Raw genomic sequence first — 24,722 nt, forward strand, 5'->3', positions numbered from 1 at the left:
GCGAACGGTCATGGCAGAGCATCAGGTCGAGATCACAATCCACCATAGCCTTGCGCAGATCGATGCCGAGGTCTGGGATGCCTGCGCCTGTCCCGAAGCGGCGGATGGCGGCAGGCCCTTTGATCCGTTCACCACATATCGCTTCCTCAAGGCGCTCGAAGACAGCCGGTCGGTGGGTACGGGAACCGGCTGGACGCCCCATTACATGACCGCCGATAGCGACGGCCAAACCATTGGAGTTGCGCCACTATTTCTCAAGTCCCACAGTCAGGGCGAATATATCTTCGACCATAATTGGGGCCATGCCTATGAACGGGCGGGCGGGCGCTATTACCCCAAGCTGCAAATCGCGGTTCCGTTTACCCCGGTCACCGGTCGGCGCTTCCTGACCCGGCCCGGTTTCGAGCAGCAGGGCCGTGCCGCGCTGGTGCAGGGGGCCGTGCAACTTGCGGAAAACAATGGGCTTTCCTCGCTTCACGTGACCTTTTGCAACCAAGAGGAACTCGACGCCGGCGCCGCCATGGGCCTGATGCCCCGGCGCACGCAGCAATACCACTGGGTCAACCGCACCTACCCGGATTTCGAAGGGTTTCTGGACTCGCTCAGCTCGCGCAAGCGCAAGACCATCCGAAAAGAGCGGCGCGTTGCGCAGGAATTCGGAGGTGAAATCAAACAGTTGACCGGGGATGCCATCGAAAGGCACCATTGGGACGCGATCTGGCAATTCTATCAGGACACCGGCGCGCGCAAATGGGGGATGCCCTATCTCACGCGGGCCTTCTTTGATATCGCCCACCGGGATTTGCGCGATGACATCCTTCTGGTGCTGGCTGAACGCGATGGAAGGCCGGTAGCAGGGGCGATGAACCTCATCGGTCGGGACCGGCTTTATGGGCGGTACTGGGGCTGTTCCGAGCATCACCCCTGCCTGCATTTCGAGCTATGTTATTATCAGGCAATGGATTTTTCGATTGCCCATGGCTTGAAAACCGTCGAGGCCGGAGCCCAGGGGGAACACAAGCTGGCCCGCGGCTACCTGCCGACGCCGACCCATTCGCTGCACTGGATCAACGATCCCGGATTGCGCGCGGCGATTGACCGTTACCTTGAGGCGGAACGCGCCGCTGTCGAGGAAGACATTGAAATTCTTACGAGTTTTGGACCATTCAAGAAAACCGAAGTGGAGGAGCACCAATGACAGAGAAACTCAGCGAGACGGCTCGAGACACCACCCTGCGCCCCCTTCTGGAGGCGGGCTGGAGCCTGGATGATACCCGGGATGCCATGACAAAAACCTATAAATTCAGTGACTTCACCGAAGCGTTCGGTTTCATGACCCGCGCCGCCATCTGGGCCGAGAAGTGGAATCACCATCCCGAATGGTTCAATGTCTACAACAAGGTCGACGTTACCCTGACGACGCATGATGTGGGCGGTCTGAGCGCGCTGGATGTCAAGCTGGCGCGCAAGTTCGACCTGCTGGCTGGCCAGGGGTGAGATCGGTACGATCCGTACGAAACCTACGCGGGTTTTGTACAAATCTCGCAAGCGTCACATGGATTTGTGTCCATTCCGTACACAACTAACGCCTTGGGCGGCAAAAACGAAACCGGCGGCCCAAGAGCCGCCGGTCGACACCATCGGGTTTTGACAGCCCGGTCTTACAGCGCCGCAAGCATCGCTTCGCCGCCGCTGACCTCACAGGTGCCGGGGCTTTCTTCTTGATGCAGCACGGTCACGGTCCCATCCTCGACCAGCATCGCGTAGCGCTTCGAGCGCGCCACGAGGCCTGCGGGCGGCGCGTCGAAATCCATGCCGACGGCTTTGGTGAAGGCCGAATCGGGATCGCCCAGCATGGTGATCCCGGCATCCGCCGCGCCGGTGTCCTTGCCCCAGGCGCGCATCACGAACGGGTCATTGACCGAAATGCAGATGATCTCGTCCACGCCCTTTTCGGCGAACTGGTCCTTGGTGCGCATGAAGCTGGGCACATGCGCGGAATGGCATGTCGGCGTAAAGGCGCCCGGCACGGCGAAGATCACCACCTTGCGGCCCGCGGTCTTGTCGGACAGCGTCACGCTCTCGGGGCCGTTCTCGCCCATCTGAAGAAGTGTCGCGTCGGGGAGTTTGTCGCCTTTGGAAATTGTCATGGTTCGTCCCTGTCTGTGAATTGCGTTTCGACTGAAGCTGGTTATAGGGTAGCAGGATCGGGTGACCATGAAAAATCAGGAGATTCAAGATGGCCGGTATCGTTGTGATCGGGGCAGGGCAGGCGGGGGCGTCCTGTGCGGCTAAACTGCGCGCCCTTGGGCATGACGGCCCGATCACCCTGATCGGCGAGGAAGCCGTGCCGCCCTATCAGCGCCCACCGCTCAGCAAGAAATACCTGCTGGGCGAGATGGCGCTCGAGCGGCTCTTTCTGCGACCCGAGAGCTATTACGCCGAGGCGGATATCGCCTTGCATCTCAATTGCAGCGTGACGGCGATCGACCGCAAGGACCGGGTGGTGATCGCAGGTGGGCAGACCATAGGCTATGATGATCTGGTGCTCACGACAGGCTCGGTGCCGCGCCGCCTGCCGGGCCGTATCGGCGGGGATCTCGAAGGGGTCCATGTGGTGCGCGATCTCAAGGATGTCGACAGCATGGCGCCCGAATTCGTGGCAGGCCGCCACGTGCTGATCGTCGGTGGCGGCTATATCGGGCTCGAGGCGGCTGCGGTGGCGGCGAGTCGGGGCCTGAAGGTGACGCTGGTTGAAATGGGCGCGCGCATCCTGCAACGGGTGGCCGCGCCGGAAACCTCGGAGTATTTCCGCGCGCTGCACCGCGCGCACGGGGTCGATCTCCGCGAAGGGATCGGGCTTGAGACCTTGCTGGGCGAAACCCGTGTGACCGCGGCGCGGCTGAGCGACGGCAGCGAGCTTGACGTGGATTTCGTGATCGTGGGGGTGGGCATCACGCCAGCAACGGAACTGGCCGAAATGGCGGGGCTCGAGATCGAGAACGGCATCCGCACCGATGCGTTCGGGCGCAGCAGCGATCCGCATATCTGGGCGGCGGGCGATTGCGCGTCGTTCCCGCATGAGGGCGGGCGCCTCCGGCTGGAAAGCGTGCCAAATGCGATCGACATGGCCGAATGCGTCGCGGCCAACATCCTTGGCGCCGAGACGCCCTATGTGCCGCAGCCGTGGTTCTGGTCGGATCAGTATGACGTCAAGCTGCAGATCGCCGGGCTGAACACCGGCTATGACCGGATCGTCACGCGGCCGGGCGATGGCGCGGGGCATGTGTCGTTCTGGTATTACAAGGGCGACCGGCTTTTGGCGGTCGACGCGATGAACGAGCCGCGCGCCTATATGGTGGGCAAGCGGCTGATCGATGCGGGCAAATCGGCCGATCCTGCGCGCGTGGCCGATCCTGCCACCGACCTCAAGGCGTTGCTGAGCGCGTGAGGATCATCGCGGGCGCATTCCGGGGCCGACGGCTGGCCAGTGTGGGCAAGGGCGACGCGGGCGCGCATCTGCGCCCTACGGCCGACAGGGTCCGCGAAAGCCTGTTCAACGTGCTCACCAGCCGGTTCGACGATCCCTGCTCGGGAGCGGTTGTGCTCGATCTTTTTGCCGGGACCGGGGCTCTGGGGCTAGAGGCGCTGTCGCGCGGCGCGGCAAGCGCTGTCTTCGTGGAAAACGGGCGCACGGCGCTGGGCCTCTTGCGCCAGAATATCGCGCTGTGCGATGTCGCGGACCGGGCGCGCATCCTGCAGCGCGACGCGCGCAAGATCGGCACCTGTCCGGATCAGGCGGCGACGCTGGTGTTTCTCGATCCGCCCTATGGCAAGGCTCTGGGCGAGGCGGCGCTTGCAGCGGCGCTGGAGGCGGGCTGGATCGCGCCGGGCGCGTTGATCGTCTGGGAGGAAAGTGCCGCCATCACGCCGCCCGCTGGCCTTGCTCTGCAGGACGAGCGGCGCCATGGCGATACGGTGATCCGCATCTTCACGCTCATGCGCGACTGAGCCTGTCGCTTCTTCTGGCCTGAAATATCCTATCCGGATTTCAACGGCGGGGGCTTGCCCCCGCCGCCGGTTGCCCTTCAGCCTTTCATCAGGTCCGGCAGATCGCCGGTCAGCCCCGCGGCCTCGCGGATGAAGCCGCGGCGCAGTTTGGGCCATGCGTTGAGCGCGCCCATGCCCAGATCGCGCCCCAGACGCAGGAGCGGGTTGTCGTTGGAAAACAGCCGGTTGGTGGCATCGGTCACCAGCGCCAGTGTCGCGGTGTCAAAGCGGCGCCATTGCTGGTAGCGGGCCAGCACGTCAGGGGCGGCGAAATCCTCGCCCCTGTGGCGCGCGTCGGCGATCACCTGCGCCAAGGCGCCGACATCGCGCAGCCCCGCGTTCAGCCCCTGACCGGCGATCGGGTGCAACCCATGGGCCGCGTCACCGATCAGCGCCACGCGCGGGGCCACGAGGCTGTTGGCCAGCGTCAGGTTCAGAGGATAGGTGTAGCGTTTGCCGCGCAGGCGGATGTCGCCCAGAAAATCGCCGAAGCGCGGGCGCAGCACCTTGAGGAAATCCGCGTCATCCAGGGCGAGGAACTCGCGGGCGGTCTGGTCGCTCTCGCTCCAGACGATGGAACTGACATTGCCCGGCAGCGGCAGGATGGCCAGCGGGCCGGGGGGCATGAAGAACTGATGTGCTATGCCGTTATGGGGCAGCTCGTGCTCGATGGCGGCCACAAGAGCGGTCTGACCATAGCCCCAGCCGGTGCGCCTGATGCCTGCGCGCCGCGCCGTGCCCGAGGCGCGCCCGTCCGAGCCGACGATCAGCCGCGTGCGGACCGTATCGCCCGAGGCCAGCGTCAGGCTGGCGCCCTGCGCTTCGGCCTGCTGCGCCACGACGGTGTCGCGGATCTGGGTGATGCCGGGGTGGTCGGCCATGGCCTCGAGAAAGGCGCGGCGCAGGAAGCGATCCTCGAGCATATGGCCCATCGGGCCTTCCTCGATCTCGGCATGGTCGAAATGCATAAAGAACGGCGACGGGCCTTCGCCGGCGCGCCCGTCGCTCACCTTGATCTCGAGCATCGGCTGGGCGTTGTCGCGGACCCGGTCCCAGATGCCGATGGCGGCCAGAAGCCGGGTCGAGGCCAGCGCCAGCGCATAGGACCGCCCGTCGAAGGCGGCGTTCTTGCGGACGGTTTCGGGCAGCGCGTCGATCACGGTCACAGACAGGCCTGTGCGCGCCAAGGCAAGGGCGAGGGCCGGGCCGTTCAGCCCGCCGCCGACGATCGCGATATCGGTGTCATGCATCATGAGGCGCAATATGGCGGTTCGCGCGGGATTGTCCATGCGCCGCGGTGCCGCTACCGTCGCGGCGCAGGGATAGACCACAAGAATGCGGGGAGCATCAGGATGACCGAGTGGCTGAGCATGAGTGCGGCGGAATTGGGGCGCGGTATCGGCAAGGGGGATATCGATCCGGTGGCACTGACCGAGACCTATCTCGATGCCATCGAGGGCCATGCCGCGCGCGACCGCATCTATTCGGTCGTGACCGCCGAGCGCGCCCGGGCAGAGGCCCGCGCAGCGTCCGATCGGGCGAGGGCAGGCCTGCGGCTGGGGCCGCTCGACGGGGTGCCGATCAGCTGGAAGGACCTTTTTGACACGGCAGGCGTGGCCACCGAGGCGGGCACGCGCCTGCTGGCGGGCCGTGTTCCGGAGCGCGATGCGCGGGTGCTGCGCAACGCCACGAGGGCCGGGCTGGTCTGTCTGGGCAAGACGCATATGAGCGAGCTGGCCTTTTCGGGGCTGGGGCTCAACCCGATGACGGCGACGCCGCCTTGCGTGAACGATGCAGAGGCGGTGCCCGGCGGCTCAAGCTCGGGGGCCGCGGCCAGCGTCGCCTTCGGGCTTGCGGCCTGTGGCATCGGCAGCGACACGGGCGGGTCGGTGCGCATTCCCGCCGCATGGAACGATCTTGTGGGGCTCAAGACCACCGCTGGCCGGGTGTCCTTGGACGGGGTCGTGCCGCTGGCTGAAAAGTTCGACACGGTGGGGCCGCTTGCGCGCACGGTCGAGGACGCGGCGCTGATGCTGGCGGCGCTGGAGGGGCACGGGCGTGCTGCCGATCTGCGGGGCGCGAGCCTCAAGGGGCGGCGGCTGGCGGCGCTGCGGACCGTGGTGCTGGACGACATCCGCCCCGAGCCGCTGGCGGCCTATGAGGCGGCGGTTGCCCGGCTGGAGGCGGCAGGTGCGATCATCGAGCCGGTGGAGGCGCCGGAGCTGCTCGAGGCGATGCCGATGTCAGGGGTCCTGTACACGGCGGAGGCCTATGGCACATGGTCGGAGGTGATCGAGGCCGCCCCGGACAAGATGTTCGCGCCGATCCTTGAGCGGTTCAGGGGCGGACGAGATGTGCCGGCGGCGGCGTATGTGGCCGCGTGGCGCAGGCTCGAGGAACTGCGGAGCGTATGGCACGCGCGGATGGCGGGATATGATGCGGTCATCATGCCCACGGCGCCCAACCTGCCGCCCGATGCGGCTAAGCTGATGCAGGACGATGCCTATTACGTTACCGAGAACCTGTTGACATTGCGCAACACCCGAGTGGGCAACCTGATGGGGCTTCCGGCGGTGAGCCTGCCTGCGGGGCGGCCCTCCTGCGGGGTGATGCTGTGCGGCGCACCGATGCGCGAAGAGCGGCTTTTGCGCCTGTGCAAGGCGGCAGAGGCGGCTTTGGGCTGAACCGGAGCGGGGTGGGGGCTCTGCCCCCGCAGGTCAAATCCGTGGGATTTGACCGCCCCCCCGGGATATTTGCGGCCAGAAGAAACCCGGATGCCTGTGCAGGCGTCTGCGAAAATGCCACAATCACGCTGTCAAGGCATTGGTTTTGCTGGACGCAAGCCGGGTGCTTGGGTAGATTCAGGTCAAACGGGACAAAACGATCCCGAACCTTGAGGCAGTCACAGATGTTTCCCGAGCGGTTTTCGAACCTACCGGCCTATGCGTTTCCGCGCCTGCGGAGCTTGGTCGACGCCCATGCGCCGGGCGGCGCGGTCTTGCATATGACCATCGGCGAGCCGACGCATCCCTTTCCCGACTGGGTGGGCGATGTGGTGGCCGAGCACGCGCATGAGTTCGGCCGCTACCCGCCCAACGAGGGCACGATCGAGCTGCGGCAGGCGATCTGTGACTGGACGCAGCGGCGCTATGGCGTGACGCTGGAGCCCGAGCGGCATGTCATGGCGCTGAACGGCACGCGCGAGGGGCTTTACAATGCCATGATGGCGCTGTGCCCCGAGGAGAAGGCGGGCGGGCGGCCCGTGGTCTTGTTGCCCAACCCGTTCTACCAGGTCTACATGGTGGCGGCGCTGAGTGTTGGCGCGGAGCCTGTGTTGCTGCCGGCCACGCCCGAGACCGGGCATCTGCCGGATTTCGGAGCGGTGCCCGAGGCAGTGCTGGAGCGCACGGCGGTCGTTTATCTGTGTTCGCCCTCGAACCCGCAGGGGGCTGTGGCGAGCGACGCCTATTGGCGCGATCTGATCGGGTTGGCGGAGCGGTATGATTTCCGCATTTTCGCCGATGAATGCTATTCGGAAATCTATCGAGGCACGCCGCCTGCGGGGGCGCTGAACGTGGCCCATGTGATGGGTGCCGACCCCGAGCGTGTGGCGATCTTTCACAGCCTGTCGAAACGCTCGAACCTGCCGGGGCTGCGGTCGGGCTTCGTGGCGGCGGGGCCGCAGAGCATGGCCCGCATCAAGCAGTTGCGCAATTACGCGGGCGCGCCCTTGCCCCTGCCGTTGCAGCGTGTGGCCGAGCGGGTCTGGGCCGATGAGGCGCATGTCGAGGAAAACCGCCGGCTTTATGCCGAGAAATACGCGCTGGCGGACAGTATCCTGGGCGATGTGCCCGGCTATGTCAGCCCGGAGGCGGGGTTTTTCCTGTGGTTGCCGGTCGAGGATGGCGAGGCGGCGGCGCTGAAGCTGTGGTGCGAGACCGGCGTGAGGGTTCTGCCCGGTGCCTATCTGAGCCGGGAGGTTGCAGGGCACAATCCGGGACAGGGATTCATCCGGGTCGCGCTTGTGGCCCCGAAAGACGAGATGGCGCGCGGGCTTGGTGCCTTGCGCGACTGTCTTTACGCATGAAGTGAGGACGAGGGACAAGATGGCATATCAGACACGTGGGCGCGACCCGCTGCTTGACAGCACCATGGCCGAGGCGATCGAGAAGCGCGGCAAGGAATTGCTGGGGCTTGCCTTGTTGGTGCTGGGGGCCATGGCAGCGGCGATGATCGCCTCGTATCACCCCGACGATCCGAGCTGGATGTCGGCCACAGATGCGCCGGTGCAGAACTGGATGGGGCGGATGGGCGCCTCGGTCGCGGCGCCGCTTTTCATGATCGTGGGCTGGGGGGCCTGGGGGCTGGCGATCGTGCTGGGCGTCTGGGGGCTGAGATTCGTGCTGCATCGCGGGCAGGAGCGCGCGGTGGGCCGTCTGATCTTTGCGCCGATCTGGATTGCGCTGTTGTCGCTTTATGCCGCGTCGCTGGCGCCGGGCGACGCCTGGGCCACGACCCATAGTTTCGGGCTTGGCGGCTTGTTCGGGGATACGATCCTTGGGGCCATGCTGGGCATTCTGCCGCTGGGGGCGAGCCTTGGGTTGAAGCTTCTGTCAGTGGTGCTGGGGCTTGGGATGCTCATGCTGGGCGCTTTCGTGCTGGGCTTCACGCGGGGCGAATTGATGCGGCTGGCGCGGTTTTTGATGGTGGGGGTCATCATGACCTATGCCTGGCTGATGACGCTGGCGGGGCGCGGCGCCACGGGGGCGCTTGGTGCGGCGCAGGGTTTGAAGGACAAGGCCGCGGATGCGCGTGCGCGCCGTGCGACCGAGCAGGCGGAGGCCGATGCCTATGCCCGCGCCGAGGCCGCCATTCCGGTTCAGCCGGTGGTGCGCCGCCCGGCGGCCGCATATGCCGCCGAGCCGCCATTGAGCGCGAGGACAGCCGCGCCCGAGGAGAAATCGGGGGGCTTGCTGTCGCGTTTGCCGTCGCTGACGCGGCGTGCCGATCCCGAGCCGGAACTGATCGAGAGTTACGGGCCGGAGGGCGATGTGGACGCGCCGGGGGATGATCGCATCCGCGCCAAGATCGCGGATGTCATCAAGACCCGCGTGCGTCAGAGCCCTGCGGTGCAGGTGCCATCGGTGGCGCCGCTCACCAAGGGGCGGGGCCGGGGGCCGGAACCTTTGGTGCTGAACACCGCGCGCAGCGCGGGAGGATTGCCGCCCGAGCCGCCGCTGACCGCCGCCCATGCCGCGATGCCGACCGATCCCTATCCGCAGGCCGATCCGTATGTGATGGCGGATGATCCCTATGGGCCGGACGATGCATATGATGGTTACGATGCCTATGATGCCTATGGGGCGGAGATGGAGTTGCCCGAGCCCGAGCGCGGCTATCAGGCCGCGGAGGCGCCGAGGATTCCGGTGGCCGAGCCGAAAAAGGTCGTGCAGCACGCGCCGCGCCGCGCGCCGCAGCCCTCGACGCGGGCCTTGGCCGAGGCGCAGCCCCGGTTGCAATTCGAGGAGCGCGCGCAGGCCGATTACGACCTGCCGCCGCTGAGCCTTCTGTCCAGTCCCGAGAACATCACGCGGCATCATCTGAGCGATGATGCGCTCGAGGAAAACGCGCGGATGCTGGAGAACGTGCTGGACGATTACGGCGTCAAGGGCGAGATCGTCAGTGTGCGGCCCGGACCGGTGGTGACCATGTACGAGCTGGAGCCTGCACCGGGTCTGAAGGCGAGCCGGGTGATCGGGCTGGCGGATGATATCGCGCGCTCGATGTCGGCGCTGTCGGCGCGGGTTTCGACGGTGCCGGGGCGCAGCGTGATCGGGATCGAACTGCCCAACGATCACCGCGAGATGGTGAGTTTCCGCGAAATCCTGTCGAGCCGGGATTATGGCGATGGCAACCACAAGCTGCCGCTGGCGCTTGGCAAGGATATCGGCGGCGATCCGGTGGTGCAGAACCTGGCCAAGATGCCCCATCTGCTGATCGCGGGCACGACGGGGTCGGGCAAGTCGGTGGCGATCAACACGATGATCCTGAGCTTGCTTTACAAGCTGACGCCGGATGAATGCCGGCTGATCATGATCGACCCCAAGATGCTGGAACTGAGCGTTTATGACGGCATTCCGCATCTTCTGAGCCCGGTCGTGACCGATCCCAAGAAAGCGGTCGTCGCCCTGAAATGGGTCGTGGCCGAGATGGAGGAGCGGTATCGCAAGATGTCCAAGATGGGGGTCCGCAATATCGACGGCTATAATGGCCGGGTGGCGGATGCGCAGCGCAAGGGCGAATTGTTCAGCCGCACGGTGCAGACGGGCTTTGATGACGAGACCGGGGAGCCCGTTTTCGAGACCGAGGAATTCGCGCCCGAAAAGATGCCCTATATCGTCGTGATCGTCGACGAGATGGCCGATCTGATGATGGTCGCGGGCAAGGAGATCGAGGCCTGCATCCAGCGTCTGGCACAGATGGCCCGCGCCAGCGGCATTCACCTTATCATGGCGACGCAGCGCCCGTCGGTGGATGTCATCACCGGTACGATCAAGGCGAACTTCCCGACGCGGATCAGTTTCCAGGTCACCAGCAAGATCGACAGCCGCACCATCCTTGGTGAGATGGGGGCCGAGCAGCTGCTGGGGATGGGCGACATGCTTTATATGGCGGGCGGTGGCAAGATCACCCGCTGCCACGGGCCGTTCGTCAGCGATGAAGAGGTCGAGGAGGTGGTCAACCATCTGAAAGCCTATGGCCCGCCGACCTATGTGAACGGTGTGCAGGATGGACCCGACGAGGATCGCGCCGACAGTATCGACGCGGTGCTGGGGCTGAACACCGGCGGCAACACGGATGGCGAGGATGCGCTTTACGATCAGGCGGTCGGCATCGTCATCAAGGATCGCAAATGTTCCACCTCGTATATCCAGCGCAAGCTGGCGATCGGCTATAACAAGGCGGCAAGGCTGGTCGAGCAGATGGAGGAGCAGGGCGTCGTGACACCTGCCAACCATGTGGGCAAGCGCGAAATCCTTGTCCCCGAGCAGTAACCTTCCGGGGTGCGGCTGCGTCTGACGGCAAGTTGATGCCGTCGGACGCGTTGACGGGGCCTTGCGGGCTTGATTACGGTCTTTACCGGCCAGATATCCTTGGTCAGGGGCGCCTGATATCGCATAGCAGGCTGTGATAGGGCATGAAGGTGCTCGAAATGCCCCGTCTGATCGAGAGGAACGTGATCGCATGAAAGCCTTGGCCATACTGACATCCATCGCGCTGAGCGTGGCGATGGCGCTGCCTGCGGCGGCGGAAAAGCTGTCTTTGGGGGCGATCTCGGGCTATCTGAACGGATTGCAGACGGCGCAGGGCGCGTTCACGCAGATCAATGATGACGGCACGATCAGCACCGGGCGCATCTATATCAAGCGGCCCGGACGGGTGCGGTTCGAATATGATCCGCCCGATCAGACGCTGGTGGTGGCGGATGGCGATACGGTGGGTATCGTCGATCCCAAGTCGAACACGGGGCCGGAAGCCTATCCGCTGCATCGCACGCCGCTGAAGATCATTCTGGCGCGGAATGTCGATCTGACGCGGGAGCGCATGGTCACCGGGCATGCGAGCGACGGCACAAGCACCACGATCCGTGCACAAGACCCCGACAATCCCGAATATGGCAGTATCGATCTGGTGTTTACCGCCGACCCGATAGAGCTGCGCCAATGGGTCATCAACGACAGCGGCGGCGGGCGCACCACGGTCGTGCTGGGCGATTTGCGGACGGGCATGCAGTTGGCGAATGATCGGTTCGTCATTCCCGGCAAAGGCCCGGAAATCCGTCAGGACAGATAAACGCCGCGCCGGGCAGAGCCGGCACGGCGGTCATGAGGGCAACGGGCCGGGGGGCGTTGTCAGAAGACGCCGAAGCCCCGACCATTGCAGGCCCGCAATTGCGCTTCGTACATGCGGGAGCGATCCTCGACCCGGTCGGCCACGCGCAACAGCCATGGTTTGCTGTTATAGGTGCCGCGCGCAAAGCCGGTCCGGCCTTCGTGATAGGCGAGATACTGGTTGCGCGTGTCGTTGAGCGGGATGCCAAGGCGGCGGTTGGACTGGGTCATGTACCAGCCCATGAAATCCGTGGCATCGAAGATGTCGTCGCGGCGCGCCCCGAAGCGGCGGGTTTCCCGCCGGTATTCGTCCCATGTGCCATCGAGCGCCTGGCTGTAGCCAAAGGCCGAACTTTGCCGACCCATCGGGATCACGCCCAGTGTCCAGCGGAAGGGCGTACGCGCATCGCTGCGGAAGCTGCTTTCCTGATGGATCGTGGCCATCTGCACATGGACCGGAACGCCCCAGCGGCGTTCGGTTGCGCTGAAGGCGCGCAGGTAATTGGGACGCTGCTCGATGATCGAGCAGGCGTTGTCGAGGTTGCTGGGCGGCGGGCCGCCCCGTTGACCGCAGGACGCCACCAGAAGAATGATCATGACTGCGCGAAGAGTTCTGCTCATCTGCCTCTCGCTTTGATTTGTTTTTCGCAACTCTAGCGGAAACAGGCGCGCGTGGGAAACAAGAAATCAAGGGACGTCAGAGCAAAACGGCAAGAAGTAGTGGCAACGCCACGACGGACATCAGCGTAGAGGCGACGACCAGCCCGGCGACGGCATCGGAAGCGGCGCCGTATTTCTCGGCCAGGAGGTAGGATGTCACGGCAACCGGGGTCGCCAGTTGCAGAACCAGAACGGCAAAAGCCGTCTTGTCGAGGTTGAACCACGTGCCGATCGCCCAGCCGATTCCGGCACAGAGGCAGACCTTAACGAGTGACAAGGCAGCGGCCTGTCCAAGGCGCCCCGGTGTCAGGCGGGCCACCGCGACGCCCAATGTGATCAGCATCAGCGGGATCGCCATCTGTCCGCAGAGGCTCAGGGTATTTGTCAGGAAAGTCGGGGTTTGCCAGCCCTGCCAAAGGAAAAGGCCGCCAAGAACGGTTGCACCGACAAGGGGCTCTTTCAGGACCTTGAGTATCGACCCGCCGCCCGAGACAAGCCAGATCCCGTAGGTGAACGAGCAGATCGCCATGACGGCAAAGACCACCACGGCATAGTCCAGCCCGATATCGCCGAAGGCGAACAGAGCCAGAGGCAGGCCCAGATTGCCTGTATTGCCGAAGATCAGCGGTGCGGTGTAGGTCCGGGTTTCCAGCCGCAGAGCGCGGGTCAGAAGCCATGTCGTCACGGTCAGGGCGCCATAGCCGGCCATCGCGGCCGCCGACAGCGCCGTAAGGGCGGCGGGTGCGATCTCGGTCTGCATGAGCGAGACGAAGATCAGGCAGGGCACCGACAGGGTCATCGCCATCCGTGTGACGAACTCCACGCGGTATTCGACTCCCAGTTTCACCCAGAGAAAACCGAACGCCGCCAGCAGGAAAACCGGGGCGACGATTTCGAGGACTGTAAAGGCAAGGATCACAAACTGTTTCCCGTGTTTTTGTCTTCTGGGGTTGGACAAACGCCCCTTGAAACCATTAGTCTTGGCGAGTAGGGGCTACAATGTGATGATGAAAGCACGCGCTAAATATTCTCTGGGCCAAGTGGTCCGGCACAAGAAACACCCGTTCCGCGGGGTGGTTTTTGATGTCGATCCCGAATTCGCGAATACCGAGGAATGGTATCACGCCATCCCCGAGGACAGCCGTCCGTCGCGCCAGCAGCCGTTCTACCATCTGCTGGCCGAGAACGAGCAGAGCTATTACGTGGCCTATGTCTCGGAGCAGAACCTGGTGGCGGATTATTCCGGGGAGCCGGTGGATCATCCCGATATTCCGGATCTGTTCGGACCGTTCGAGGACGGTCACTATCCGCTGCATTTCCAACTGAACTGAGCTTGCGCAACCGGGTAACCCGGGCGAGGCGCGACCAATTGGCCGCGCACCTGAGCCGTGATCAGTAGCCAAGCGCACAGCCATCCTTGCGTGGATCGCTGGCCCCTTCGAGCACGCCATCGGGACGGATGACGATGGCCTGAGCGCCACCGATCGGACCTTTCGGTACGATGACGTCATGGCCCAGCTCGGCCAGTTCGGCGCGCACGGTGTCGGCATATCCGCTTTCGACGCGAAGCTGACCCGCCTCGGCATAGCTGCGGGGGGCGTCGAGCGCGGCTTGGGGCTGCATCCCGAAATCGCGCAGGTTCGACACGACACGGGCATGGCCGGTGGGCTGATAGGCGCCGCCCATCACGCCGAAGGGCGTGGAGACACGGCCATCTTCGCGCAGCATGCCGGGGATGATGGTGTGCATAGGGCGCTTGCCGCCCGCCATCTCATTGGGGTGGCCCGGTGTCAGGTTGAAGCCGCCCCCACGGTTCTGGAAGAGAACGCCGAATTTTTCCGACGCGATGCCCGAGCCGAAGCCGTGGAAGATCGAATAGATCAGCGACACGGCCATGCGGTCGCGGTCGACCACGGTGATGTAGACGGTTTCGCGGTGCACCTCTTCGGTGAGCGGGGCCGCGGCGGGCATGGCGTTCGATGGATCAATGAGGGCGGCCAGTTTGGCGGCGGTTTCCGGGGCGAGCATATGGGCAAGCCGCGTCGTATGATCGGGGTCCGCGATGATCCGGTTGCGCGCGTCATAGGCCAGTTTCGTGGCCTCGGCCTCGAGATGGGCGCGCTGGCTGCCGAACGGGTCCATCCGCGCAATATCGAAATGTTTCAGGATGTTGAGCATCAGGATCGCGGTGGCGCCGTGGCCATTGGGCGGATGCTCGACCAGATCGACGCCCTTGTAGTCGCCGGCGATGGGGGTGGTGTAGTCGCAGGCGGTGGCGGCGAAATCATCTGCGGCGTGCACGCCCCCAAGCGCGGTGAGAGCGGCGATCATATCCTCGGTCACCTCGCCCTTGTAGAACCCGTCGCGGCCTTGGGCGGCGATGCGGCGCAGCACCTCGGCCTGACCGGGGGCGCGGAACATCTGACCAACGCTGAGCGGTGCGCCCGCGTTGGAGAAATGGGTCAGGCCATGCCCCTGCAGCGCCTTGGCGGCTTCGGGCCAGTCGAAAGCCACACGGGGTGCCACCGGCACGCCGTCTTCAGCATAGCGGATTGCGGGCGCCAGTAGCGCGTCGAGGCCCAGTTTGCCGTGATCGTCCGACAGGCGGCAGAAGGCGTCGATGGCACCGGGGATGGTGACGGCGGCGGGGCTGTTGAGGGGCACGGTGTCATGGCCCTGATCGCGCAGGGCGGCGGCACTGGCGGCGGCGGGCGCCCGGCCTGAGCCGTTGAGCGCGTGGATCTCATCGCTGCCGGGTTTGGTGAACAGGGCAAAGCAATCGCCGCCGATCCCGGTCATCTGAGGCTCGCAAATGCCAAGAAGAACGGCGCCGGCGATGGCCGCGTCCATGGCGTTGCCGCCCCGTTCGAGAATATCGACGGCGGCTTTGGCGGCCAGAGGGTGCGATGTGGCGCACATGCCGTTCGTGGCGTAGACGGCCGAGCGGCCGGGCAGGTGAAAATCGCGCATGGGAAATCCTTCATCCAGTGGCGAGGCGCAACTTAGGCCCATGTCGCGCGAATGCCAATCGGATGAGGGGGGATTGAGAACCTCGACGCCGCGCACTGGGTGGGGGCTGTAAAACGCGGCGCCGAGGGAAGCCATATGCAGCTACAGGATCATCTATGCGCGGTCTTTCAGGCATCATTTCGGGTAGAATGGGGCAATATGGTGTCTTCGGCCCCGAAGGTCGGAAAATCGCTGTCAGGGTGTCGCAAATTCGAGGGTCAGACGGTTTTCCGAGCCGTGGCGCACATAATCCACATGGTCTGTCAGGTCGCGAATCAGAAACCAGCCAAATCCGCCCTCGGGCAGATCGTCGACGGGCCGGTTCACATCCGGCGGCGCGCCAATCGGGGGGACAAGCCCCGGCAAGGGACGGCCCATATCGCGCAGCACGATGCACAGCCGGTCGCCATCATGGCGCGCATTCAGGGTGACCGGACCGGGCCGCGTTCCGGCATAGGCGTGTTCGGCGACGTTGTTCAGCGCCTCGGCCAGCACCAGTTCGATGGTGGCCAGCCGGTCTTCGGGCACAGGTAGGGTGGCCAGATGGCGACGGGCCTGCCGCAATGCTGCGCGGATATTGTCCGTGGCGCCGGAAAAGCGCAGCGTCAGCTTTCCCTTCGTGGCTCGCGCCGGGGGATCGCCAGAACCCCGGTCCGAGCCGGAGCTGTCGCCCGAAGCAGAGCCCGAACCGGTTTCAGCCGCTTTCGCCGCGCCCATGGCGGGATCAGCCCGCAGCACGAGACAGGCAGTGCGTTGTATCGGCATGAATGGTGAACACGGTATCCATCCGGGTCAGGCGGAACACCTTTGCGACATCACGCGTCAGCCCGGCCAGTTCAAGCCGCTTGCCGGTGGGCATTTGCTTGAGCGCGCCGACGAGCGCCCCAAGCCCGCTGGAATCGATGAAGGTGACGGCGGAGAGATCGAGGATCACATGATCCGGGCCTGTTTCGGTCAAGCTGCGCATGAGATCCTTGAAGCGAATCGCGACGCCGGAATCGATCCGGGTCTCGCCAACGGCGATGAGATTGATGTCATTGTTGTAGGTGCTGTGCAGGTTCATGATGCCTCCGGGCGGTAGGTAGTAATACGGGCGAGGCTAGACCCCATTCCTTACCATTCGGTATTCAAGACCCAGAAATAGGAGGACGCAGGATGAAAGAGGTTGTGATCGCGGGGGCATCCCGCACGCCCATGGGCGGGTTTCAGGGGGATTTCGACGGTGTCGCGGCCTCGGTTCTGGGGGGGGCGTCGATCGCGGCGGCACTGGCGGATGCGCGCGCCAAGACTGTGGACGAGGTGCTGATGGGCTGCGTGCTGCCCGCCGGGCAGGGGCAGGCGCCGGCACGGCAGGCCGGTTTCGCGGGCGGTCTGGGCGAGGAGGTGCCGGCCACCACGCTCAACAAGATGTGCGGCTCAGGCATGAAGACGGCGATGCTGGGCTTTGACCGGATCGCGCTTGGCCATGCGGACAGCATGATTGCGGGCGGCATGGAGAGCATGTCCTGTGCGCCGTATCTTTTGCCGAAGATGCGCGGCGGCGCGCGGCTTGGCCATGCGCAGGTGATCGACCACATGTTTCTCGACGGGTTGGAGGATGCCTATGACACGGGGCGTCTGATGGGGACCTTTGCCGAGGATTGCGCCGAGCATTTCCAGTTCACCCGAGAGGCGCAGGATGCCTATGCCATCGCGTCGCTCGAGGGGGCGCTGGCGGCGCAGGCGTCGGGCGCGTTCGAGGGCGAGATCACGCCCGTGACCATCGCCACCCGCAAGGGCGAGGTGACGGTGACCGAGGACGAACAGCCCGGCAAGGCGCGGCCCGACAAGATCCCGCAGCTCAAGCCCGCGTTCCGCAAGGACGGCACGGTGACGCCGGCCAATTCCAGTTCGATCAGCGACGGGGCGGCGGCGCTTGTGCTGGCCTCGCGTGCTGCGGCCGAGGAGACGGGGCTGAACATACGTGCGCGTATTGTTGGCCATGCCAGCCATGCGCAGGCGCCCGGCTGGTTCACCACGGCGCCGGTGCCCGCCGCGCAAAAGCTGCTGGAGCGGATCGGCTGGAGCGTGGGCGATGTGGACCTGTGGGAGGTCAATGAGGCCTTCGCGGTGGTGCCGATGGCCTTCATGCGCGAGATGGGGCTGCCGCGCGATATCGTGAACGTGAATGGCGGGGCTTGTGCGCTTGGTCATCCGATCGGCGCGAGCGGGGCGCGGATCATGGTGACGCTGCTCAATGCGCTGGAAAAGCGGGGGCTGAGGCGCGGGGTCGCGGCGATCTGCATCGGCGGCGGAGAGGGCACGGCGATCGCGATCGAGCGGATGTAAGGGGACGTGCCCCCGACCGATGATCCGGGTCGGGGGCGGTCCCTGTCAGGCTTTCACGCGGGCGCCGGTTGGATCGTAGAGCGGTTTGAGGCTGGCCTCGGCCTGCACGCGGGTGCCCGCCACGTCGATCTCGTAGCTGGAGGCGAGAAGCTGATCGGGGGTTTCGCCCTTGCAGGGGACATAGCCCAGCCCGATCGCGCCGCCCAGGTGGTGGCCGTAGCTGCCGGAGCTGAGAAAGCCCACGATCTGCCCGTCGCGAAGGATCGGCTCGTTATGATAGAGCAGCGGGTCGGGATCGGTCAGGCGGAATTGCATCATGCGGGTATCGAGCCCTGCGTCGCGTTTGCGCGCGACCGCGTCGCGGCCGATGAAATCGGGCTTGGTCTTTGACACCGCAAAGCCGAGACCGGCCTCGAGCACATGATCTTCGCAGGTGATGTCATGGCCGAAATGGCGAAAGCCCTTTTCGATGCGGCAGCTGTCCATCACATGCATCCCGCAGAGCTTCAGCCCGTGATCGGCCCCGGCCTCGATCAGGGTTTCGAAGACATGGCCGGCCATGTCGGCGGAGATGTAGATCTCCCACCCAAGCTCGCCGACATAGGACACGCGGTGCGCGCGCGCGAGCGCCATGCCGATCTCGATCTGGCGGGCCATGCCGAAAGGATGCGCGTCGTTTGAAAAGTCATCCGGTGAGACGGCGCGCATCACGTCGCGCGCCTTGGGGCCCATCACCGCGAGCACGGCCTCGGCGGCGGTCACATCGGTGATGACCGCCATGCGCCAAAAAAGATGGCGGCGCAGCCAGGTTTCATCGGCCAGCCGCGTGGCGGCGGGGGTGACCACCAGCCAGGCTGTGTCGGAGAGGCGGGTGACGGTCACATCTGCCTCGATCCCGCCACGGGGATTGAGGAACTGGGTATAGACGATGCGGCCCACCGGCACGGAGATATCCGCGCCGCAGACATGGTTGAGAAATGCCTCGGCCTCGGGGCCTTCGACGCGCAGCTTGCCGAAGGAGGACATGTCATACATCCCCACGCCGCCCCGGATCGCGGCATGTTCGGCGGCGGCATTGGCGAACCAGTTCTGCCGACCCCAGGAATAGGCATATTCGCGGTCCTGACCGGGAGTGGCGAACCAGTTGGCACGCTCCCAGCCGGCGATCTCGCCCATGACGGCGCCATGGTCCAGCAGATGGGCATGCAGCGGGCTGCGGCGCACGCCGCGCGCGGTGGCTTTCTGGCGGTAGGGGAAGTGATCGGCGTAGAGCAGCCCCAGCGTTTCGGTGGAGCGGCGCGCAAGATAGGTACGGTTACCTTGAAAGGGCTGCATGCGCGAGATGTCCACGTCGCCCAGATCGAAGGGTTTCGCGCCATCTTCCATCCATTGCGCCAGCGCCATGCCCGCGCCGCCCGCCGACTGGATGCCGATGGAGTTGAACCCGGCGGCGACCCAGACATTGTCCATCTCGGGGCAGAGCCCGAGATGATAGGCGTCATCGGGGGTGAAGGATTCAGGGCCGTTGAAGAAGGTGTGAATGCCGGCCTCGCCCAGCATGGGCATACGGGTCACGGCCCATTCCAGGATCGGTTCGAAATGGTCGAAATCCTCGGGCAGCTGGTCGAATTCGAAATCCGCGGGGATGCCCGAGAGCGCCCAGGGCTTGGAGACCGGCTCGAAGGCGCCGAGCATCATCTTGCCCGCGTCTTCCTTGTAATAGGCGCATTCATCGGGCACGCGCAGCACCGGCAAGGGGCCAAGGCCCGCGATCGGCTCGGAGACGATGTAGAAATGCTCGCAGGCCTGCAAGGGCACGTTGACACCCAGCATGGCGCCCAACTCGCGGCCCCACATGCCCGCGCAATTGACCACGTGTTCGGCCTCGATATGGCCGGAGCGTCCGTCTTCGGCCTGCCAGTCCACGCCGGTGATGCGCCGGCCCTGACGGGTCACGCCCGTGGCGCGGGTGCGCTCAGTCACCACGGCGCCGCGCTGGCGCGCGCCCTTGGCCATGGCCAGCGCGATATTGGCCGGATCGCCCTGACCGTCCTTGTCGAGATAGACCGCGCCGGTGACGCCCTCGATATTCAGATGGGGGTATTTGGCCTTGACCTCGGTTGGCGAGATTTCCTCGACCGCGACACCAAAGGCGCGGGCCATGGCGGCCTGCCGCCAGATTTCCTCGCGGCGTTCCTCGGTCAGGGCCACGGTGATCGAGCCCACACGCTTGAACCCGGTGGCAACGCCGGTTTCGGCTTCGAGATTGCCGTAGAGTTCCTGCGAATATTTCGCGAGCTTCGTCATGTTCGCGGTGGCGCGCAGCTGTGCGATCAGGCCTGCGGCATGCCATGTGGTGCCGGAGGTGAGCTGCTTGCGTTCCAGCAGCACCACATCCTGCCAGCCGAGTTTCGTCAGGTGATAGGCAACGGAGCAGCCGATGACGCCGCCGCCGATGATGACGGCGCGGGCTTTGGTCGGGATATCGGTCATGGGTGAGCCTTGGGTTGGACGCATGAGGGAACGGTGGAGATTGGGGCGAGGCGACCGGGGGGCGCGGCCCCCCGGACCCCCCGGGATATTTGGGGCCAGAAGAAACGCCCGGTCATTGCAGGCGATGCCCCGCCGCTGTCAGGCGGCGCGCCAGCTCGGCGATATGGGCGGGGCCGATTTCGCAGCAGCCGCCGAGGATCGTGGCGCCTTGGGACAGCCAGCCCATCGCCGCATCGGCATAGCGCGCGGGACCGAGATCGGTGCGGGCGTCGAGCGCGTCCACGGTGGGCGCGTCGGTCAGGAAGCCCGCGCTGATTTCGGTGAAGCCGTTGGCATAGGCGCCGAAGGGCAGCCCGAATGTGCCAAGGATGTCGAGCGCGGGCGCGATCGCCTCGGGGCGGGAGCAGTTGATCAGCAGGGCATCGGGCGCGAAGCGGTCGATCAGGGGGGCGATGGCGCCGAGTGGCTCGCCCGAGCGCAGGCATGTGCCGTCGGCGTCGTCCACGGTGAGCGCCAGCCACACCGGCAGGCCGCGCCCGCAGGCGGCGCGCAGCGCGCCGTCGGCCTGGGCGACCGAGGACATGGTTTCCAAGAGCAGCAGATCGACGCCGGCATCGGCCAGCAGACCCACGGGGCGGTCATAGAGCCCCGCCGCGATATCGGGTGCGGGGCAGATATCGGGGCGGTAAGAGGCGATGAGCGGGCCGACGACACCGGCCACACGGCCCCCGCCCGCCGCATCGCGCGCGGCGCGTGCCGCCATGACGGCGGTTTGGGTGAGGTCGGTCATGCGCGCCTCGAGCCCGACACGCGCCAGTCGGTCTTCAAGCAAGGCATAGGTGTTGGTTGTGGCGACCGTGGCCCCTGCAGAGAAATAGGCGTCATGCACCTCGCGGACGAGATCGGGGTGATCGAGCATTGTCTGCGTCGACCAGAGCGGGGTTGGTGCGTCGCCGGCGCGGCGGACGAGTTCCTGTCCGATGGAGCCGTCGAGAAGCGTGATCGTTGTCATGCGCGCAGTCTTTCATTGGACGGATCCCAGAGCGGGCCGTCGGGTTGCACGGTGGCGCGGTGGCGGGTGCCGTAGATTTCGACCTCGAGCGTGGTGCCGGGCTGCGCCAGATCGGCGCGGACCATGGCCAGAGCCACCGAGGCCCCGACCCGGTAGCCCCAGGCGCCGGATGTCGTCTCGCCGACGATCTGACCGTCATGCCAGAGGGTCGACATATAGGGGGCGTCGGTCGAACCTGCCTCGACGATCAGGGTGACGAAGCGCTTGGAAGGGCCACGCTGCTGTTCGGCGAGCAGGGCGGCCTTGCCTGGAAAATCCTGAGGCTTGTCGAATTTGACGAACCGCTCGAGCCCGGCTTCAAGCATCGAATAATCGGTCGACAGATCGCCCTTCCAGGCGCGGTAGCCTTTTTCGATGCGCAGGGAATTGAGCGCATACATGCCGAAGGGTTTGGCCCCTGCCGCCAGCAGTGCGTCATAGATCACGGGGATGGCGGCGTTCTCGGCGTGGATTTCCCAGCCCAGTTCGCCGGTGAAGCTGACGCGGATCAGGAAGGCGTTTTGTCCCGCGACGGTGCAGTGCTGATGGCTGAGCCAGGGCAGCGAGAGATCGGCATCGGTGAGCGGGCCGAGAACCGCGCGGGAGGTGGGGCCAGCCAGCAGGAGCGCGTCGCGCTCGGCGGTGGTTTCGCGCAAGCTGAGGCCTTCGGGAAGCGCGTTACGCACCAGCTCGCCGTCATGCCATTGGGCGGTGGCGGCGGTGATCAGCACGAAGCTGTCGGGCGCGAGGCGGATGCAGGAGAATTCGGTCAGGACACGGCCGCGGGCATCGGCCACGTAGACGAGGTTCATGCGGCCCACCTTGGGCAGGCCGCCGGTGACGAAGCCGCGCAGCCAGTCATCGGCGCCCGCACCTTCGATCCAGAGGCGGGTGAAGCCGGGCAGGTCGAGCACGCCGCAGGCGTCGCGCACGGCGGCACATTCTTCGGCGATGCGCGGCTCCCACGGGCCGGCGCGGTTCCAGGTCTGGGTCGCCTCTTCGGAGGTGTCGTCGCCGGGTTTGGCGAACCAGTTGGCCCGTTCCCAGCCGTTATAGGCGCCCATCACCCCGCCGAGGTCCTTGATGCGATCATGCACCGGCGAGAGCTTGCGGTCGCGGCCTGCGGGCCATTCGTGCCAGGGGAAATGCATCGCGTATTCATGGCCGTAGACCTCGAGCCCCTTGGCGATGCAGTACTCGGTATCGGTGTAGTCGGTGTAGCGGCGCGGATCGCAGGCCCACATGTCCCATTCGGTGGCGCCTTCGGTGACCCATTCGGCCAGCACCTTGCCGGCGCCGCCGCCCTGAGCGATGCCGAAGGTGAAGACGCAGGCCTCGAACGCGTTGGGCACACCGGGCATCGGGCCGATCAGGGGCAGGCCATCGGGAGCATAGGGGATCGGGCCGTTGATCACCTTGTTGACGCCACCGGTGCCCAGAAGCGGGACGCGGGCCATGGCGTCTTCGACATACCATTCGATGCGATCGAGATCGTCGGGATAGAGCTGGAAGCTGAAATCGTCGGGCATCGGATCCGAAGGATCGACCCAATGCGCGCGGCCATGCCGTTCGTAGGGGCCGAGGTTGAGCCCGTATTTTTCCTGCCGCAGATAATAGGAGCTGTCGACATCGCGCAGCAGGGGCAGCTTGTGACCGGCCTCGCGGCTCCAGGCTTCGAGCTCGGGGATTTCGTCGGTCAGCAGGTATTGGTGGCTCATCACCATCATCGGCACGGTGCGCCCGCCGAAGGGCTTGAACCATTCGCCGACGCGCTGCGCATAGTACCCGGCGGCGTTGACCACGTATTCGCAGCGGATATCGCCCTTGTCGGTATGCACGATCCATTCGCCATTCTCGCGGCTGACGCCGGTGGCCGGGCAGAAGCGCAGGATGGTGGCGCCCATGTCGCGCGCGCCTTTGGCCAGCGCCTGTGTCAGCTGTGCGGGGTCGATATCGCCATCGTTGGGATCATAGAGCGCGCCTTGCAGGTCGTGGGTTTCGATGAACGGGTAGCGGGCCTTGATCTCGTCGGTGGCGAGGATCTCGAGATCCATCCCCTGATAGCGGCCCATGCCGCGGGCGCGTTCGAATTCCTGCATGCGTTCGCGGCTATGGCCCAGCCGGATCGAGCCAGTCTGGTGGTAGTTCATCGGGTAATCGACCTCGTCGCCCAGGCGGGCATAAAGCTCGGTTGAATAGCGCTGCATGTTCATCACCGACCATGAGGTCGAGAAGGTGGGCACATTGCCTGCCGCGTGCCATGTGGAGCCTGCGGTGAGTTCGTTCTTTTCCAGCAGCACGCTGTCGGACCATCCGGCCTTGGCCAGATGGTAAAGACAGGATGCCCCCACGGCGCCGCCGCCGATGATGACCACGCGGACTGTTGTCGGAAAATCGGCCATGGTTTGGTGCCTCCCCGTTCGGTTTTCTAATGATCGATTTGCGGCAGATCGTCCGCGATGTCGTAGTAATCGCCCTTGGAGGCGGTGAAGATATGCTTGGTCAGCGTGAGGCCCGTGGGCGCGTTCAAAGCGCCGAGCGCGAAACTGATCCTGTCCTCGTCATGGGCCGCCCAGAAGAGCGAAGACCCGCAGCGCGGGCAAAAGCCGCGTGTGGCAGTGGGCGTCGCCTCAAACCAGCGAACGGGGCCGGTGATGGTGATATCTGCCCGCGGCACATGGGCCGAGGCCCATAGATGCCCCGATTGCTTGCGACATTGGCTGCAATGACACACCGAGGCGCCTTGTGGCTGGCCGCGCACCGTAAAGGCGATGTCGCCGCACAGGCATGATCCGTGCTGCATGATTCAGACCCTCCCCGCCGCTGTGGCGGCACTGCCCAGAAGCACGCCGTAGGCAATGAAGCAGCTGGCCAATGCGCGCCGCAGCCAGATGTTGAAGACAGCCCCAAGGGCTGCGCGTCCCAGCCCCGCGCTTCTGCCGGGCCGCCGCGCCAGCAGCCAGCCACGCAGGCCCAGCCATATGAGCACCGCCGCGCCAAGCAGCCTTGCGGCGTCGAAAGCGAGGGGCGAGGCCGCGATCAGCGCCGTGATGCCCGCCGCCGACAGGCTCAGGAACAGCACCGCCTGGGTGAGGATCGCCGCCACCGCCCACAGACCCCGGCGCATCCCATGCGCCATGCCGGTCTGGATGCAATTGAGATGGTTCGGTCCCGGTGTCACCACGAACACCACCCAGAACAGCGCGAAAATGGTCCATGCCTCGAAGCTCATGCGCGCG

Annotated in this window: 22 protein-coding genes; 10 read left to right on the forward strand and 12 right to left on the reverse strand. The window is 65.3% G+C overall.

All coding sequences use genetic code 11. From position 1 onward, the window contains the following. The first annotated feature begins 10 nt into the window (after positions 1 to 10). Together RAZWK3B_RS14680 and RAZWK3B_RS14685 are read left to right on the forward strand one after the other, a co-directional pair. Positions 11 to 1,198 carry a GNAT family N-acetyltransferase gene (locus RAZWK3B_RS14680; protein ID WP_007816496.1) on the forward strand — a complete coding sequence of 396 codons (1,188 nt, stop codon included), beginning with the start codon at positions 11 to 13 and terminating at the stop codon, positions 1,196 to 1,198. Continuing rightward, positions 1,195 to 1,497: a 4a-hydroxytetrahydrobiopterin dehydratase gene (locus tag RAZWK3B_RS14685; protein ID WP_007816497.1), complete on the forward strand. Its 303-nt coding sequence runs from the start codon at positions 1,195 to 1,197 to the stop codon at positions 1,495 to 1,497. Before RAZWK3B_RS14680 ends, RAZWK3B_RS14685 begins: the two co-directional genes overlap by 4 nt. Before the next feature lie 164 nt (positions 1,498 to 1,661). Here the strand turns inward: RAZWK3B_RS14685 and RAZWK3B_RS14690 are convergent, their stop codons facing one another. Beyond that, entirely contained in the window at positions 1,662 to 2,150 is a 489-nt protein-coding gene (locus RAZWK3B_RS14690; protein WP_007816499.1) for a peroxiredoxin, read from the reverse strand. Positions 2,151 to 2,239: 89 nt separating this feature from the next. Here RAZWK3B_RS14690 and RAZWK3B_RS14695 point away from each other — a divergent pair, with 89 nt between their 5' ends. Further along, positions 2,240 to 3,451 (forward strand): NAD(P)/FAD-dependent oxidoreductase, encoded by a 1,212-nt coding sequence (locus RAZWK3B_RS14695; protein ID WP_007816500.1) that lies wholly within the window; start codon positions 2,240 to 2,242, stop codon positions 3,449 to 3,451. Next, positions 3,448 to 4,011 (forward strand): 16S rRNA (guanine(966)-N(2))-methyltransferase RsmD, encoded by a 564-nt coding sequence (rsmD, locus tag RAZWK3B_RS14700; RefSeq protein WP_007816501.1) that lies wholly within the window; start codon positions 3,448 to 3,450, stop codon positions 4,009 to 4,011. Before RAZWK3B_RS14695 ends, rsmD begins: the two co-directional genes overlap by 4 nt. 77 nt (positions 4,012 to 4,088) lie before the next feature. On the opposite strand, the gene RAZWK3B_RS14705 is transcribed toward rsmD, so the two are convergent. Further along, a complete protein-coding gene (locus RAZWK3B_RS14705; RefSeq protein WP_007816502.1) occupies positions 4,089 to 5,339 on the reverse strand; it encodes a UbiH/UbiF/VisC/COQ6 family ubiquinone biosynthesis hydroxylase in 1,251 nt (416 codons plus the stop codon). Between the two features lie 63 nt (positions 5,340 to 5,402). Between RAZWK3B_RS14705 and RAZWK3B_RS14710 the strand changes: the two genes are divergently transcribed. The 4 genes from RAZWK3B_RS14710 to RAZWK3B_RS14725 all read left to right on the forward strand — a co-directional run bounded on the left by RAZWK3B_RS14710 (position 5,403) and on the right by RAZWK3B_RS14725 (position 11,904). After that, entirely contained in the window at positions 5,403 to 6,734 is a 1,332-nt protein-coding gene (locus RAZWK3B_RS14710; protein ID WP_007816504.1) for an amidase, read from the forward strand. Positions 6,735 to 6,958: 224 nt separating this feature from the next. After that, positions 6,959 to 8,137 (forward strand): aminotransferase class I/II-fold pyridoxal phosphate-dependent enzyme, encoded by a 1,179-nt coding sequence (locus tag RAZWK3B_RS14715; RefSeq protein WP_007816507.1) that lies wholly within the window; start codon positions 6,959 to 6,961, stop codon positions 8,135 to 8,137. Positions 8,138 to 8,156: 19 nt separating this feature from the next. Then, complete coding sequence (locus RAZWK3B_RS14720) at positions 8,157 to 11,105, forward strand: DNA translocase FtsK (protein WP_007816509.1); 2,949 nt, start codon at positions 8,157 to 8,159, stop codon at positions 11,103 to 11,105. Between the two features lie 190 nt (positions 11,106 to 11,295). Then, positions 11,296 to 11,904, forward strand: a complete 609-nt coding sequence (locus RAZWK3B_RS14725; RefSeq protein WP_007816511.1) for a LolA family protein — start codon at positions 11,296 to 11,298, stop codon at positions 11,902 to 11,904. A gap of 59 nt (positions 11,905 to 11,963) precedes the next feature. Here RAZWK3B_RS14725 and RAZWK3B_RS14730 read toward each other — a convergent pair whose 3' ends face one another. Together RAZWK3B_RS14730 and RAZWK3B_RS14735 are read right to left on the reverse strand one after the other, a co-directional pair. Then, positions 11,964 to 12,563, reverse strand: a complete 600-nt coding sequence (locus RAZWK3B_RS14730) for a transglycosylase SLT domain-containing protein (RefSeq protein WP_037295945.1) — start codon at positions 12,561 to 12,563, stop codon at positions 11,964 to 11,966. 76 nt (positions 12,564 to 12,639) lie between these two features. Then, positions 12,640 to 13,521 (reverse strand): AEC family transporter, encoded by an 882-nt coding sequence (locus RAZWK3B_RS14735; RefSeq protein ID WP_007816515.1) that lies wholly within the window; start codon positions 13,519 to 13,521, stop codon positions 12,640 to 12,642. Between the two features lie 85 nt (positions 13,522 to 13,606). Here RAZWK3B_RS14735 and hspQ point away from each other — a divergent pair, with 85 nt between their 5' ends. Beyond that, positions 13,607 to 13,933 carry a heat shock protein HspQ gene (gene hspQ, locus RAZWK3B_RS14740; RefSeq protein ID WP_007816518.1) on the forward strand — a complete coding sequence of 109 codons (327 nt, stop codon included), beginning with the start codon at positions 13,607 to 13,609 and terminating at the stop codon, positions 13,931 to 13,933. A gap of 61 nt (positions 13,934 to 13,994) precedes the next feature. Here the strand turns inward: hspQ and RAZWK3B_RS14745 are convergent, their stop codons facing one another. From RAZWK3B_RS14745 to RAZWK3B_RS14755, 3 genes are all read right to left on the reverse strand, one after another. Beyond that, entirely contained in the window at positions 13,995 to 15,572 is a 1,578-nt protein-coding gene (locus RAZWK3B_RS14745) for a gamma-glutamyltransferase family protein (RefSeq protein ID WP_007816520.1), read from the reverse strand. Between the two features lie 234 nt (positions 15,573 to 15,806). After that, positions 15,807 to 16,376: an ATP-binding protein gene (locus tag RAZWK3B_RS14750; protein WP_085977144.1), complete on the reverse strand. Its 570-nt coding sequence runs from the start codon at positions 16,374 to 16,376 to the stop codon at positions 15,807 to 15,809. Then, positions 16,336 to 16,674 carry an STAS domain-containing protein gene (locus tag RAZWK3B_RS14755; RefSeq protein ID WP_007816525.1) on the reverse strand — a complete coding sequence of 113 codons (339 nt, stop codon included), beginning with the start codon at positions 16,672 to 16,674 and terminating at the stop codon, positions 16,336 to 16,338. Before RAZWK3B_RS14755 ends, RAZWK3B_RS14750 begins: the two co-directional genes overlap by 41 nt. Positions 16,675 to 16,766: 92 nt before the next feature. Between RAZWK3B_RS14755 and RAZWK3B_RS14760 the strand changes: the two genes are divergently transcribed. Then, positions 16,767 to 17,939 (forward strand): thiolase family protein, encoded by a 1,173-nt coding sequence (locus tag RAZWK3B_RS14760; RefSeq protein WP_007816527.1) that lies wholly within the window; start codon positions 16,767 to 16,769, stop codon positions 17,937 to 17,939. Positions 17,940 to 17,984: 45 nt separating this feature from the next. Here the strand turns inward: RAZWK3B_RS14760 and RAZWK3B_RS14765 are convergent, their stop codons facing one another. The 5 genes from RAZWK3B_RS14765 to RAZWK3B_RS14785 all read right to left on the reverse strand — a co-directional run bounded on the left by RAZWK3B_RS14765 (position 17,985) and on the right by RAZWK3B_RS14785 (position 24,715). After that, positions 17,985 to 20,432, reverse strand: a complete 2,448-nt coding sequence (locus tag RAZWK3B_RS14765; protein ID WP_007816529.1) for a GcvT family protein — start codon at positions 20,430 to 20,432, stop codon at positions 17,985 to 17,987. A 112-nt stretch (positions 20,433 to 20,544) separates the two neighbouring features. Continuing rightward, positions 20,545 to 21,444, reverse strand: a complete 900-nt coding sequence (locus tag RAZWK3B_RS14770; RefSeq protein ID WP_007816530.1) for a homocysteine S-methyltransferase family protein — start codon at positions 21,442 to 21,444, stop codon at positions 20,545 to 20,547. Then, on the reverse strand, positions 21,441 to 23,885 hold the full coding sequence (locus tag RAZWK3B_RS14775; protein ID WP_007816532.1) for a GcvT family protein: 2,445 nt from the start codon (positions 23,883 to 23,885) through the stop codon (positions 21,441 to 21,443). Before RAZWK3B_RS14775 ends, RAZWK3B_RS14770 begins: the two co-directional genes overlap by 4 nt. Positions 23,886 to 23,911: 26 nt before the next feature. Continuing rightward, positions 23,912 to 24,286, reverse strand: coding sequence for a GFA family protein (locus RAZWK3B_RS14780; RefSeq protein WP_007816534.1), 375 nt, complete (start codon positions 24,284 to 24,286; stop codon positions 23,912 to 23,914). Between the two features lie 3 nt (positions 24,287 to 24,289). Further along, the gene (locus tag RAZWK3B_RS14785; protein WP_007816535.1) at positions 24,290 to 24,715 is read right to left on the reverse strand and encodes a LysE family translocator; all 426 of its coding nucleotides are present in this window, start codon (positions 24,713 to 24,715) and stop codon (positions 24,290 to 24,292) included. Positions 24,716 to 24,722: the final 7 nt, after the last annotated feature.

It is taken from the genome of Roseobacter sp. AzwK-3b (assembly GCF_000170875.1).
GTDB classification, from domain to species: Bacteria; Pseudomonadota; Alphaproteobacteria; order Rhodobacterales; family Rhodobacteraceae; genus Roseovarius; species Roseovarius litoreus.